Source organism: Corynebacterium xerosis NBRC 16721 = ATCC 373 (assembly GCF_001552415.1).
Lineage (GTDB): Bacteria > Actinomycetota > Actinomycetes > Mycobacteriales > Mycobacteriaceae > Corynebacterium > Corynebacterium xerosis.
Genome location: NZ_BCRD01000005.1, coordinates 22,306 through 36,010, shown reverse-complemented (window position 1 = coordinate 36,010; position 13,705 = coordinate 22,306). Strand labels below are relative to the sequence as shown.

Below are 13,705 nucleotides of genomic sequence, written 5' to 3'. Positions count from 1 at the left end.
GTAGTATTGAATGACCAACCCGGACAGTTCGCCGGGCCGCCGAGACGTGAAAGGAACGGGTACAAGGTTCATGGCTCTCCTCGAATCGATCTCCTCACCCGCCGACGTGCGCGCATTGCGCCCGGAGCAACTCGATGACCTGGCCAAGGAAATCCGGGACTTCCTGGTCGAGAAGGTCTCCGCGACCGGCGGCCACTTGGGGCCGAACCTCGGCGTGGTCGAACTGACCATGGCGCTGCACCGCGTCTTCGATTCGCCCACCGACCCGATCATCTTCGACACCGGGCACCAGGCCTACGTGCACAAGATGCTCACCGGCCGCACCGGCGACTTCGACTCCCTTCGCCAGAAGGACGGCTTGTCCGGCTACCCGTGCCGGGCCGAGAGCCCCCATGACTGGACCGAGTCATCCCACGCCTCCGCGGCACTGTCGACCGCCGATGGCCTGGCCAAGGGCTTCGACATCCGGGGCGAGCATCATCGCCACGTGGTCGCCGTCGTCGGCGACGGCGCCCTGACCGGCGGCATGTGCTGGGAGGCGCTCAACAACATCGCCGCCGGCAAGGACCGCTCGGTGGTCATCGTGGTCAACGACAACGGCCGCAGCTACTCGCCGACGATCGGCGGACTGGCCGAGAACCTGGCCGCGCTGGCCCTGCAGCCCGCCTATGACATGGTCATGCGGCAGGGCAAGTCCGGCCTCGCGCGCCTGGGCCCGGTCGGGGATTTCCTCACGCGCATCGTCTACGGCGCGAAGGAGGGCCTGAAGTCCACCGTCATGCCGCACGAGATGTTCTCGGACCTGGGCCTGAAGTACATGGGCCCCGTCGACGGGCACAACATCCGGTCGCTGGAGAACGCGCTGCGCCACGCCCGCGAGTTCGGTGGCCCCGTCATCGTCCACGCGAAGACGCACAAGGGCCGCGGCTTCGCCCCCGCCGAGGCCAACGAAGCGGACCTGATGCACGCCACGGGCGTGATCGACCCGGTCACCGGCAAGTCGAAGTCGAGCCCCGTCCGCGACTGGACCTCCGTGTTCTCCGACGAGCTGGTCAAGCTCGGCGACGAGCGCGACGACATCGCCGCCATCACCGCGGCCATGGCCGGCCCGACCGGTCTGGCGAAGTTCGGCAAGGCCCACCCGGACCGATTCTTCGACGTCGGCATCGCCGAACAGCACGCGCTGACGTCCGCCTCCGGTCTCGCCATGGCGGGGATGCACCCGGTCGTGGCCATCTACTCGACGTTCCTCAACCGCGCCTTCGACCAGCTGCTCATGGACGTGGCGCTGTTGAAGCTGCCCGTCACGCTGGTCCTCGACCGCGCGGGCATCACGGGCTCGGACGGCGCCAGCCACAACGGCGTGTGGGACATGGCGCTGACGTCCATCGTCCCGGGCATCCGCGTGGCGGCGCCCCGCGACGGCGCTCGTCTGGTGGAGGAGCTGCGCGAGGCCGTCGCCGTCACCGGCGGCCCGATCGTGGTGCGTTTCCCCAAGGGCCGGATCGTCGACGACATCGAGGCGGTCGAGCGCACCGCCGACGGCGTCGACGTGCTGCACCGCTCCCGCGAGGACGGCGGCGACGTGCTCATCGTCGCGGTCGGTTCCTTCGCCGGCGCCTCCCTGGAGGCGGCCCGCACCCTCGAGGACGAGGGCGTCGACGTCACCGTCGTCGATCCGCGATGGGTCGTGCCCGTTGCGGGCGACATCGTGGCCATGGTCGAAAACCACGGCATGGTCGTCGTCGTGGAGGACGGCGTGGTGCACGCGGGCGTCGGGTCGCTGCTCGGCGACGTGCTGCGCGCGTCGGCGATCGACGTGCCCATGCGCCAGTTCGCGGTGCCCCAGAAGTTCCTGGACCACGCCTCGCGCGGCGAGATCCTCGATGAGCTCGGCCTGACCGCCGGCGCCATCGCCGACGACGTGTCGGCGTGGTGGGCGGACCTCGCCCGGGATTAGTCAGGGACCAGGCCAGACCGGTCAGGGGCCAGGCCGGGCTCAGCCCAGCGGCTGCCTGCGCGGCAGCAGGACGGCCTCGGACACGAGGCCGGCCATGACGTCCACCTGCCACGGGCGTGCCCCCAGCTTCGCCAGCAGGGCGCGGACCTCGCCGTCGGTGCGCGGTACCGCCACGTCATCTCTGCTTCCGGCCCGACTTCCTCCTGCGCCGCCGCCTGCACCGGACATGATCCACGCCACCTCGCGCAGATCCGAGGGGCGGAACAGGGTTTCGGGGGCGATCGCCAGGTCCTCGGCCAGCAGCTCGTGGCCGTGTTTCAGGGCCTCCAGGACAGCCGCGGCCTCGGGTGCGCGCTCTTCCCAGGTGCGGTGGTGGGGGCGGGGCTTGCCCTTCGGGCGCTCGCGCGCCGGCCATTCCTCGCGCGGCAGCGCCAGCGCGGCCCGCAGCTCGCCCATCCACAGTTTCGCGGCGCCGCGCCGCCGGCGGGGGAACCCCTTCAGGGCGGTCAGTTCGCTTTCGGTGCGCGGCAGCTTTTCGGCGATCAGGGCCAGCACGTCGTGGGGCAGGACGGACACGGGGGAGACGTCGCGCTCGCGGGCCATCCGGTCCCGCGCCAGCCACAGTTCACGGCCCGCCACCAGCTGCTCCGGCCGCTTCAGCTTGCCGACGCCGCGCATCGACCGCCATTTCTCGCCGTCGTCCGCGGCGTGCGTCCCGGGGGCGTGGGCCAGACGAACCGCCTCGGATTCCTGGCGCAGCCAGTCGATCCGGTCGAGTTCTGCGAGGGCGGTGCTCAAGGCGTCGGAAAGCTCCACCAGAAGTTCCACGTCCAAAGCGGCGTAGTCGAGCCAATCGGCGGGCAACGGCCGCGTCGACCAATCCTCGCGACCGTGGCCCTTGGCCAGGGCCACGCCGAGGAGCTCCTCGGTCATGGCCGCGAGGTTGACCTTGGGCAGGCCGAGGAGGCGGCCGGCTATCTCGGTGTCCATCAGGTTGCCGGGGTACAGCCCGAGGTCGGCCAGACAGGGGAGGTCGGACACCGCGGCGTGGACGACCCAGTCGAGGGGGTTGAGGGCGTCGGCCAGGCCCGCCTCCGCGATGGCGCCGGGCATCGTCTCGGGGTCGACGAGGATCGTGCCGGCGCCCTCGCGGCGCAGCTGCACCAGGAACGCGCGGTCGTCGTAGCGGTAGGCGGAGGCCCGTTCGGTGTCGACGGCCAACGGGCCGCTGCCCGAGGCCAGAAGTCGTCCCGCATCGGCGATCTCGTCGGCGGTGACCAAGACGTCGGGGGTTCCGCCGCGGGGCGAGAGCAGGGCTGCGCACATGAGGACGAGCTTAACCCCGCTGGTGAATGCGCCCCACGTGACGCGCGGGGGATCGGATGGGGGGAGGTGATCGGGGACACGCGAAATTAGATTAGGTTGGGGCAGCCTTTGTTGTGTTAGCGTGTCCTAAGCCCCAGAGGGAAGCGCTCGTTTCCTTCCGGGCATCCCACTGACGTATTGGGGACGCGGCCCGCTTCACGCCGGCAGGACGTCCGAAACATCGAGGAGTCAATTTCTTGATCACCACGCTTCGCCGCCGCACCGTGGCCGTCGCCGCGGCCGCCGCGCTGACCTTCGGCCTCGTCGCCTGCTCCGACGATTCGAACGGCGGCACCGAGGCCGCCGCCAACGGCGAGACCGCCACCGTGCAGATCGAGGACAACTTCGGCACCCAGACGGTCACCGTCCCCGCCGAGAACGTCGTCGCCACCGACAACCGCGTCTTCCGCACCCTGGAGGACTGGGGGATCGAGCTCGCGGCCGCGCCCGTCAACCTGATGCCGCCGAACCTCGACTACAAGACCAACGACTCCATCGTGAACCTGGGCACGCACCGCGAGCCCGACCTGGAGGCCGTCGTCGCCGTCGAGCCGGACCTGATCATCAACGGCCAGCGCTTCGCGCAGTACGGCGAGGACTTCGCCAAGCTCGCCCCCGAGGCCGCCATCGTCGACCTGACGCCGCGCGAGGACAAGCCGTTCGACGAGGAGCTGCGCCGCCAGACCACCGCCCTGGGCGAGATGTTCGGCAAGCAGGACGAGGCCGACAAGCTCATCGAGGACTTCGACAAGTCGATCGAGCGCGCCAAGGCCGCCTACGACAAGCAGGACAAGGTCATGGGCGTCATCACCTCCGGCGGCAACGTCAACTACGCCGCCCCGGGCTCCGGCCGCTCCCTCGGCCCGATCTTCCAGATCCTCGGCCTGACCCCGGCCCTGGAGGTCGAGAACGCCTCCACCGACCACGAGGGCGACGACATCTCCGTCGAGGCCATCGCGGACTCCAACCCGGACATCATGCTCGTCATGGACCGCGACGCCGCCACCGCCGAGAACAACGGCGAGGAGTACACCCCGGCCAACGAGCTGATCGCCAACTCCGCCGCGCTGAAGAACGTCACCGCGGTGACCGAGGATCGCATCATCTACATGCCGCAGTACACTTACGTGGATGAGGGCATCCAAACCTACACCGAGTTCTTCAACTCCCTGGCCGACGCCCTGGAGAAGAAGTAGCACCCGCGGCGCGAACCACACCCGGTTCGCGCCATCGGTCGGATCTGGCCCGGCGACGCCACGGCGCCGCGGGGCCACGTCACGTCCGGTGACGCGATGCCCGCAGACATCCCGTGCCTACCCCGCAATCCGAGAGCCGTAACCGAATGACCGCACCGAGCACGAACCCGCCGGCCGCGCACGACGCGCGGAACGGCGCCGACCCCGCAGCCGCTCCCGCGGCGGCTAAGGGTCGGCTTCTCACATGGCCCCTGCTGATCGGCATCCTGGTCACGGCGGCCCTGGTGGCCACGTCGCTGTTCATCGGCGTCTACGACATCTTCGGCACCGACGACGGCGCCGAGATGTTCGGCATCACCCGTGTGCCCCGCACCATCGCCCTGGTGCTGGCCGGCGCCGCGATGGCGATGTGCGGCCTGGTGATGCAGCTGCTGACGCAGAACCGCTTCGTCGAGCCGACGACCACCGGCACCACCGAATGGGCGGGCCTGGGCCTGCTGCTGGTGATGATCGTCGCCCCCGAGTCGTCGATCCTGGTGAAGATGACCGCCGCCGTCGTCGCGGCCTTCCTGGGCACCATGGTGTTCTTCGCGTTCCTGCGCCGGGTCACCCTGCGATCGTCGGTCATCGTCCCCATCGTCGGCATGATGCTCGGTGCCGTCGTCGGCGCCGTGTCGAGCTACATCGCGTTGTCCACGAACATGCTGCAGAGTCTGGGCATCTGGTTCGCCGGATCGTTCACTTCGGTGCTCAAGGGCCAGTACGAGCCGCTGTGGCTCGTCGCCGTGGTCGTGGTCCTCGTCTTCTTCGTCGCCGACCGCTTCACGGTCGCCGGCCTGGGCGAGGAGATCGCCACCAACGTCGGCCTCAACTACCGCCGCATCGTCTTCATCGGCACGGGCCTCATCGCCATCGCCACGGGCATCGTCACGGTCGTCGTCGGCAACCTGCCCTTCCTCGGGCTCATCGTCCCCAACATCGTGTCCATGTTCCGCGGCGACGACCTCCGCTCGAACCTGCCGTGGGTGTGCCTGCTGGGCATCTCGGTGGTCACGGTCTGCGACATCATCAGCCGCATCATCATCCGCCCGTTCGAGATCCCGGTGTCCACGATTCTCGCGATCGTCGGCGCCGTGGTCTTCATCACCCTGCTGCTGCGCCAGCGCCGCCGCGCATGAACCGCCGGAGCCGAGAGGAGCGAACCATGAGCACCGCGATCGACCGCACGACCCCGGAGCTGTCGGAGGACGCCTTCGCCGAGTTTTCGGAGGTCGCCGGCATCGACGAGTTCGACGTCGCCGACGCCGCGCCCGAGAAGGACCACGAGGCGAAGAAGAGCGCCGACCGCCCCGGCACCGGCCCGCTGCCGACGCCGCGCGCCCGGAAGCGCTACTGGATCATCTTCGGCGTCTTGGCCCTCCTGGCGCTGGGCTTCGCGACGGCCAACCTCGCCTGGGGCAACCCCATGCCCTTCGGCTCCCGCGGCTTCTGGCTCATCGCCGAGATGCGCCTGAGCAATCTCGCCGTCATGCTGGTCGTCGCGTTCTGCCAGGCCACGGCCACGGTGGCGTTCCAGACGGTGACGCACAACCGCATCCTCACGCCGTCGATCATGGGCTTCGAGTCCCTGTACGTGGTCATCCAGACCGCCGCGGTGTTCTTCATCGGCGCCGCCGGCGTCGCCGCGATCACGGGCACCCCGCAGTTCCTGGGCCAGGTCGCGGTGATGGTGGTCTTCTCCGCCATCCTCTACGGCTGGCTGTTCGGCGGCCGTTTCGGCAATCTGCAGATCATGCTGCTGGTCGGCATCATCCTCGGCGGCGGCATGGGCGCGCTGTCGACGTTCATGCAGCGCATGCTCACTCCCAGCGAGTTCGACGTGCTCACCGCGCGCCTGATCGGCTCCATCGCCAACGCCGACACCGACTACCTGTTGGTCAGCCTCCCGATCATCGCGTTCGCGGGGACCGTCCTGTGGCTGCGCTCCACCAAGCTCAACGTCCTGGGCCTGGGCCGCGAAACCGCCACCAACCTGGGCATCAACCACAAGAAGGACACCATCATCGTCCTGATCATGGTGTCGATGCTCATGGCCGTGTCCACCGCCCTGGTCGGCCCGATGACCTTCCTGGGCTTCCTCGTCGCGATGATCGCGTACCAGCTCGCCGACACCTACGACCACCGCCACGTCTTCCCGATGGCCTGGCTGGTCGGCTTCGTGGTGCTGTCGGGTTCCTACTTCGTGCTGAAGAACTTCTTCTACGCGGAGGGCTCCGTCGGCATCATCATCGAGGTCGTCGGTGGCTCGTTCTTCCTCGCCTACATTCTCCGAAAGGGCCGCCTGTGATCACGCTGACCAACGTCGCCAAGCACTACAACGACGAGGTCTCCATCGGCCCCGTGGATCTGGAGATCCCGGCCGGGGGAGTCACCGCCCTCGTCGGCCCCAATGGCGCGGGCAAGTCGACCCTGCTGACCATGATCGGCCGTCTGGTCGGCATGGACGAGGGCACCATCGAGGTCGCGGGCTACGACGTGACGTCGACCAAGTCGGCGGACCTGGCCAAGATCGTGTCCATCCTGCGCCAGGAGAACCACTTCGTCACCCGCCTGACGGTGCGCCAGCTGGTCGGTTTCGGCCGTTTCCCGTACTCCAAGGGCCGCATCACGGCGGAGGACGAGAAGATCATCACCCGCTCCATCGACTTCCTCGGCCTCACGGAGCTGGAGGGCCGCTACCTCGACGAGCTCTCCGGCGGCCAGCGCCAGCGCGCGTACGTGGCAATGGTGCTCGCGCAGGACACCGACTACATCCTCCTCGACGAGCCGCTGAACAACCTGGACATGCGCCACTCGGTGCAGATGATGCAGCACCTGCACCGCGCGGCGACGGAGCTGGGCCGCACGGTCGTCATCGTCCTGCACGACATCAACTTCGCGGGCCATTACGCCGACCGGATCTGCGCGGCGAAGAACGGCCGCATCGTTCACTTCGGCACGCCGGAGGAGATCATGCGCGACGACATCCTCACCGAGGTCTTCGACACCCCGGTCGAGGTCGTCGACGGTCCCCGCGGTCGCTTGGCCGTCTACTACTAGGGCTTTCACGAAAGAACCGCTTGACGACGGATCCCCCGGATCGTCGTCAAGCGGTTCCTTTGCATTCGGCCGGGCACGCCCGGCGGCCGGGACGTCAGCGCCCCAGCTGGGCCACGCCCTCCGGCGGCAGTCCCGCGACGTTGGCCAGAACGCGGGAAAAAGCCTCGACGTGCGGGGACAGGTCGTCGCCCGACGCGGTCCACGACGCGCGCATTTCCAGCTGGAAGGCCTCCGGCGGGCCGCCGATCTCGCCGTAGCGCACCGAATTGGTGGTGGTCACGGTGCCGCCGAGGTTGCTGCAGCCGGCGCCGCAATCCTCGAAACCCTCCGTCAGCCACTGCCACGCCACCTGGGGCAGCAGGGGATCGGAGGCGACGTCGGCGTCCATGTCGGCCTGGATGTAGGCGACCAGGCGCATGGTCCCGTCCCACGTGTCGTCCGCGCGGGGGTCGTGGAGGAGGATCAGACGGCCGAAGGCGTCGCCCTCGGAGGTCTCGGGCACCATGTCGGTCTCCGGATGGAGCACCTCCAACCCCACCGCGTGGCTGAACGGGGCCAGCTTCTGCGGGGGCCTGATGTCGCTCAGCGAAATCTCGGCGCGCACGTGCGCGGCGTGCATCGACTCGACGGCGTCGCGGAAGGGCTGCGGAGCGGATTCGGTGGCGGTCACGGTGCTTGAATGTAGCGGCGCGATCACGCCGCATAGGGGAGGCGCGCCGCAAGGGGGCCGCGTTGTCGCCGATGCCGGATGGGGCATGATGGAGGCATGTCTAATCGCCGCCAGTTGTCCGACGCCCCGTTCCTTGAGGCCGCCGCCGGGCGCACGCCGTCGCGCCGCCCCGTCTGGTTCATGCGCCAGGCCGGCCGTTCTTTGCCCGAGTACCGAGAAATCCGCAAGGACGTCGGGATGCTCGACTCCTGCTTCAACCCGGAGCTGCTGGCGGAGATCACCATGCAGCCGGTGCGCCGCCACGACGTCGACGCGGCCATCCTGTTCTCGGACATCGTCGTGCCGGTCAAGGCCGCCGGCGTGGACCTGGACATCGTCGCCGGCCGCGGCCCGGTCGTCGCGGAGCCGCTGCGCACCGCCTCCGACATCGAGCGCCTGCCCGAGCTGGACCCGGACAGCCTGAAGCCGGTCGCCGACGGCATCGCCCGGATCCTCGACGAACTGACGGACCAGCAGGTGCTCATCGGCTTCGCCGGCGCCCCGTTCACGCTGGCGTCCTACCTGGTCGAGGGCGGCCCGTCGCGCAACCACGAGCGCACCAAGGCGCTCATGCATTCCGAGCCGGAGCTGTGGGACACGCTGATGCGCCGCATCACGCCCATCGTCACCGGCTTCCTGCGCGCGCAGATCGACGCCGGCATCGACGCCCTGCAGCTGTTCGACTCGTGGGCCGGTTTCCTCACCGAGCGCGATTACCGCCGCCACGTCCTGCCGCACTCGAAGGCGATCTTCGACGAGGTCGCCGACGCGGGCGTCCCGCGCATCCACTTCGGCGTGGGCACCGGCGAGCTGCTCGGCGCCATGGCCGAGGCCGGTCCCGAGGTCGTCGGCGTCGACTGGCGCGTCCCGCTCGACGACGCCGCGGCCCGCATCTCCGGTGCACTGGCCGCCGCCGACCCGGCCGGCGACCGCGCCGAGCACGCTCGCGTCCTGCAGGGCAACCTGGACCCGGCGATGTTCTTCGCCAGCGACGCGGCCATCGAGGCGGAGGTCCGCCGCATCTGCGGCGAGGCCGACCGCGCCATCGACCGCGGCACCGCCCGCGGCCACATCTTCAACCTGGGCCACGGCGTGCCGCCGAACACCGACGCCGACGCCATCACCCGCACCGTCAAGATGGTGCACGAACTGTGAGCGCCGCGCCCCTGACCGTCGTCATCGCCGGTGCCGGGCTCACCGGTCTGGTCGCGGCGCACCAACTGCGCCGCGGGCTGGGCCCGGGCGCGCGCATCATCGTCGCGGATCCGGCCGATCGCGTCGGCGGCAAGCTGCGCACGGTCGACGTCGACGGCGGCCCGATCGAGGTCGGCGCCGAGGCGTACCTGGGCTTCCGCCAGGACGCCACGGACTTCTTCACCGAACTGGGCCTGGCCGATGAGCTGGTCGAGCCGTCCGGACTGCCGTCGATGATTTTCGCGGCCGACGAGCTGCGTTCGATGCCGCGCACCACGGTGATGGGCGTGCCGGCCACCTCCGAGGGCCTGCACGGCCTGCTGTCCGAGGCGACGTGCACGCGCATCGACGCCGAGGCCGATCCGCAGTCGACCGCGCCCATGCACTGGGTGCAGGGCGACGACGTCAACCTCGGCCAGCTGGTGGAGTCCCGTTTCGGCGAGGAGGTCGTCGACCATCTGGTGTCGCCGCTGCTCGGCGGCGTCTACTCCAGCTCTGCGTGGGATCTCGGTCTGCGGGCCACCGTGCCGCAGCTGGCGGCGATGCTGGACACCATGACCGCCGCCGGCGAACCGATCAGCCTCACCGCCGCCGCCCAGCGCGTTCTGGACCAGCGCCGCGAGGCCAACGAGGCCCGCCTGGCCTCCGGCACCGTCGCCGCGCCGATCTTCCGCACGTTCCGGTCCGGCTACCGCACCGTCTACGACCGGTTGGTGGAACTCTCCGCGCCGGAGTTGGAGCTGGGCACGGGAGTCGACGCGGTGGCCGACGCCGCCGACGGCACCGCGGGCAAGGACGTGACCTTGTCCGACGGCCGCGTCATCCGCGCCGACGCCGTCGTGCTCGCCGCCCCCGCGCCGACGACCGGCGCACTGCTGTCGAACGTCGCCCCGGAGGCCGCCGACATCATCGGCGGCATCGAGTTGGCGTCCTCGGCCGTGGTGGCCATGTGCTTCGACACGGACGAGGGTCTGCCGGAGTATTCGGGCATCCTCATCGCCGCCGACGCCGACGTCGATGCGAAGGCCTTCACCTTCTCGTCGCGCAAGTGGCCGCATCTCGGGGAGCGCGGGGGAGCCGTCGTGCGCGGTTCCTTCGGGCGATTCCGCGACGATGAACTGGTCCACCTGCCCGACGAGGAGCTGACGGCGAAGGCGCTGGCGGACCTGAAGTCCCTGACCGGTTTCGACGCGCAGCCGACCGAGGTAGTCGTGCAGCGCTGGTGGGGCGGGATTCCGCGCTACGACGCCGGCCACGGCGACCTGATGCGGTTCGCCGACGCCGCCCTCGACGTCGCCCCGCGCGTGGCGGCCGCCGGCGCCTGGCATCGCGGCCCGGGCATTCCGGCGTGCATCGCCGACGCCAAGGCGGCGGCGGCGAAGATCATCGGCGACTTGGCCTGAGAAACGCCCTCACCCGCGCCGCGAGCGCGGGTGAGGGTAGCCTGTATTCCGTAGCTGCACCCCTGTCGGACCACCTGTTTTCCCGACACCCGCTTTCCCGACGCGGACATCCGACGCCCGCGTCATCGACTTCAAGGAGACGTGCCACTTCATGGCGAAGCTCGACTACAAGAAGCTCAACGACACCATCCGCTACACCATGTGGTCCACCTTCAAGGTGACGCCGGGTGCGCTCGGCGAGGACCGCGACGCCGCGGTCGCCGCTACGCGCGAGTTCCTCGCCCGCTACGACGGCGATGACACGGACCTGATCGTCCGCGGTTTCTACGACGTGTCCGGCATGCGCGCCGAGGCCGACTTCATGTTCTGGGTCCACGCCGAAAAGATGGAGGACGTCCAGGCGTTCTACAACGCGTTCCTGCGCGAGACCCCGCTGGGCCGCGCGTCGACCCCGCACTGGTCCAACGCGGCGCTGCATCGCCCGGCGGAGTTCAACAAGTCGCACCTGCCGTCGTTCATCATGGGCGAGGAGCCGGGCCGCTGGGTCGCCGTCTACCCGTTCGTGCGCTCCTACGACTGGTACCTGCTCGAGCCGGCCGACCGCCGCCGCATCCTGTCCGAGCACGGCCAGGCCGGCCGTGACTACCCGGACGTGCGCGCCAACACGGTGCCGGCCTTCGCGCTGGGCGACTACGAGTGGATCCTGGCCTTCGAGGGCCCGGAGCTCGACCGCATCGTCGACCTGATGTGGAAGATGCGCTACACCGAGGCCCGCCTGCACGTCCGCGAGGAGATCCCGTTCCACACGGGCCGCCGCGTCGACGACATCGCGGAGATCATCAACGCGCTTCCGTAAGACTCCTGCGGCAGCAGGCCGTTGCTCCTGCTTCACGACGACCCGCGCCCCCGCGACCCGGTCACCGGGTTGCGGGGGCGCTGGCCGTCGTCAAGCAAAAGCCGTCGAGCGAAAAGCCGTCGACCGAGAAGCTACTGCGCGACCGGCTTTTCCTCCAGCGTCAGGCAAATCGAGTTGATGCAGTAGCGCTGGTCGGTCGGGGTGGGGTATCCCTCGCCCGTGAAGACGTGGCCCAGGTGGGACTCGCAGCGGGCGCAGAGGATCTCGGTGCGGCGCATGCCCAGGGAATCGTCGACGCGCTCGATGACGGCGTCGCCGGCCAGCGGGGAGAAGAACGACGGCCAGCCGCAATGGGAGTGGAACTTCTCCGAGGACCGGAACAGCTCGGCTCCGCAGGCGCGGCAGGAGTAGACGCCTTCCGCTTCGGTGTCGGTGTACTCGCCGACGAAGGGTGCCTCGGTGCCGGCCATGCGCAGCACGCGGAACTCTTCGGGGCTCAGGCGCGCGCGCCACTGCTCGTCGGTGAGGTTCCAGTCGGCGGCGGGATCGGTGGTGCGGGAATCGTCCGTCATGCGTTCGTCCTGTTCTTTCGGGTGTCCGCCTCGGTTGCGCGGCGTTCACCCCGTGCAACGCCGGAAGCGGTGCCGAGTGTTCCCGAACCGGGCCCGAAGAAGGCTGCGGCGTGCTTGCGGCCCAGCCAGTCGTAGCCCGCACCGTGTTCCTCGATGGTCCATTTCAGCAGCGCGCCGAACATGGTCAGGCAGAACAGCATCCACCCGATCCAGGCCATGACCTGGATCCAGAGCTGCGACCCCACGGCGTAGTCGTCCATGAACCAGTTGAGGCTGAAGTAGAACAGTGCGATGGCCAGGCCCGCCGGCCAGTTCGCGACGACCGACCGAGTCGGATCGCCCTGCGCGTCGCGGCGGCCGCCGAAGGCGTGGAACGCCCCGATGATGGTCGGGAACAGCAGCAGCGAGTAATACTGCTGGCCCAGCGAACCCAGCAGCAGCACGCCCGTCATGAGCACGCCCGACGTCGTCAGGGCCCAGAACGTTTCGTCGCGCCACTGCCAGCGCAGCAGCAGCACCAGTGACAGGATAACGGGCACCGCGAAGACGATCAGCCACAGCTTCACCAGCAGATCGGGCGCCCCGAAGTAGATCAGCTCGCCGGAAATCGACGCGTTGGCGTGAAGACGGACCTCGCCCAGGTACGGCATGGTGCGCTCGATGTAGGCCATCGGGTCGGCGGCCATCGGCCATGCAACGATGTTGAAGGCGACGGGCACCGCGACGGCGGTGAGAATGGTCGACCAGTCCTTGCGCACGAACGCGAGGAAGAGCAGTGGCGCGACGATCGGCTTGACCGTGATGGCCAGGCCGAGGATCAGACCCGCCAGGATGCGGCGGTCCCTCAGCAGGAAGATGATGAACAGCACCTGCGCCAGCAGCAGCGTGCCGTTGACGTTGGCGAAGCGCAGCGTGCTGGTCACCGATTCGGTGAGGAACCCCAGCGACAAAACCAGCGGCACGATCCAACTGCGCGGCGAGACGCCCACAAACTTCAGCAGCAGGACGACCGCGGCGATGATGCCCGCGGCCTGCGCGAAAATGAACCACATGCGGGCGGTTTCGTAATCACCGAGCCACGTCACCGGCTGCAGCGCGAGCGAGCCGCCGGGGGAGTAGAGGTAATGCGGGTCCACGTGCGCGTAGTTCGCGGTGTACACGGGGTTGCCGTCCCCGAAGCGGACCAGTGCGCGCCAGACGGTGGTGAAATCGTCGGTGGCGCCGACCTGGTGGGGCAGCGACCACGCGCGGTGGATGATCAGCAGGATCGCGAGGGGCCACAGCATCATGGCCGCCATGCGCCGCGTGCGGGCACCGTCGAGCGTCGTCGGGGAGGTAGTCACCCGTCTGA

At 69.2% G+C, this 13,705-nt stretch carries 12 protein-coding genes; 8 read left to right on the top strand and 4 right to left on the bottom strand.

Translation table 11 applies throughout. From position 1 onward, the window contains the following. The first annotated feature begins 70 nt into the window (after positions 1-70). Positions 71-1,960 (top strand): 1-deoxy-D-xylulose-5-phosphate synthase, encoded by a 1,890-nt coding sequence (gene dxs, locus CX1_RS08925; RefSeq protein ID WP_060925547.1) that lies wholly within the window; start codon positions 71-73, stop codon positions 1,958-1,960. 39 nt (positions 1,961-1,999) lie between these two features. Here the strand turns inward: dxs and CX1_RS08920 are convergent, their stop codons facing one another. Continuing rightward, positions 2,000-3,286 (bottom strand): HRDC domain-containing protein, encoded by a 1,287-nt coding sequence (locus tag CX1_RS08920; RefSeq protein ID WP_046649806.1) that lies wholly within the window; start codon positions 3,284-3,286, stop codon positions 2,000-2,002. 236 nt (positions 3,287-3,522) lie between these two features. Here CX1_RS08920 and CX1_RS08915 point away from each other — a divergent pair, with 236 nt between their 5' ends. The 4 genes from CX1_RS08915 to CX1_RS08900 all read left to right on the top strand — a co-directional run bounded on the left by CX1_RS08915 (position 3,523) and on the right by CX1_RS08900 (position 7,620). Further along, positions 3,523-4,521 carry a siderophore ABC transporter substrate-binding protein gene (locus tag CX1_RS08915; RefSeq protein ID WP_244465414.1) on the top strand — a complete coding sequence of 333 codons (999 nt, stop codon included), beginning with the start codon at positions 3,523-3,525 and terminating at the stop codon, positions 4,519-4,521. A gap of 146 nt (positions 4,522-4,667) precedes the next feature. After that, on the top strand, positions 4,668-5,699 hold the full coding sequence (locus CX1_RS08910; protein WP_046649805.1) for an ABC transporter permease: 1,032 nt from the start codon (positions 4,668-4,670) through the stop codon (positions 5,697-5,699). 26 nt (positions 5,700-5,725) lie between these two features. After that, positions 5,726-6,868 (top strand): iron chelate uptake ABC transporter family permease subunit, encoded by a 1,143-nt coding sequence (locus CX1_RS08905; protein ID WP_082719260.1) that lies wholly within the window; start codon positions 5,726-5,728, stop codon positions 6,866-6,868. Then, positions 6,865-7,620, top strand: a complete 756-nt coding sequence (locus tag CX1_RS08900) for an iron ABC transporter ATP-binding protein (RefSeq protein ID WP_046649804.1) — start codon at positions 6,865-6,867, stop codon at positions 7,618-7,620. The genes CX1_RS08905 and CX1_RS08900 overlap by 4 nt, the downstream gene beginning before the upstream one ends. Before the next feature lie 94 nt (positions 7,621-7,714). Here CX1_RS08900 and CX1_RS08895 read toward each other — a convergent pair whose 3' ends face one another. Beyond that, positions 7,715-8,377 (bottom strand): DUF3000 domain-containing protein, encoded by a 663-nt coding sequence (locus CX1_RS08895; RefSeq protein WP_082719259.1) that lies wholly within the window; start codon positions 8,375-8,377, stop codon positions 7,715-7,717. 9 nt (positions 8,378-8,386) lie between these two features. Here CX1_RS08895 and hemE point away from each other — a divergent pair, with 9 nt between their 5' ends. From hemE to hemQ, 3 genes are all read left to right on the top strand, one after another. Next, positions 8,387-9,484, top strand: a complete 1,098-nt coding sequence (gene hemE / locus CX1_RS08890) for a uroporphyrinogen decarboxylase (RefSeq protein WP_060925546.1) — start codon at positions 8,387-8,389, stop codon at positions 9,482-9,484. Further along, positions 9,481-10,926, top strand: coding sequence for a protoporphyrinogen oxidase (hemG, locus tag CX1_RS08885; RefSeq protein ID WP_052753074.1), 1,446 nt, complete (start codon positions 9,481-9,483; stop codon positions 10,924-10,926). The genes hemE and hemG overlap by 4 nt, the downstream gene beginning before the upstream one ends. A gap of 151 nt (positions 10,927-11,077) precedes the next feature. Continuing rightward, positions 11,078-11,782, top strand: a complete 705-nt coding sequence (gene hemQ / locus CX1_RS08880) for a hydrogen peroxide-dependent heme synthase (protein WP_046649802.1) — start codon at positions 11,078-11,080, stop codon at positions 11,780-11,782. Positions 11,783-11,913: 131 nt separating this feature from the next. Here the strand turns inward: hemQ and msrB are convergent, their stop codons facing one another. Both msrB and CX1_RS08870 read right to left on the bottom strand, forming a co-directional pair. Next, complete coding sequence (gene msrB, locus CX1_RS08875) at positions 11,914-12,354, bottom strand: peptide-methionine (R)-S-oxide reductase MsrB (RefSeq protein WP_046649801.1); 441 nt, start codon at positions 12,352-12,354, stop codon at positions 11,914-11,916. Continuing rightward, complete coding sequence (locus tag CX1_RS08870) at positions 12,351-13,697, bottom strand: glycosyltransferase family 87 protein (protein WP_160298005.1); 1,347 nt, start codon at positions 13,695-13,697, stop codon at positions 12,351-12,353. The genes msrB and CX1_RS08870 overlap by 4 nt, the downstream gene beginning before the upstream one ends. Positions 13,698-13,705 lie beyond the last annotated feature (8 nt).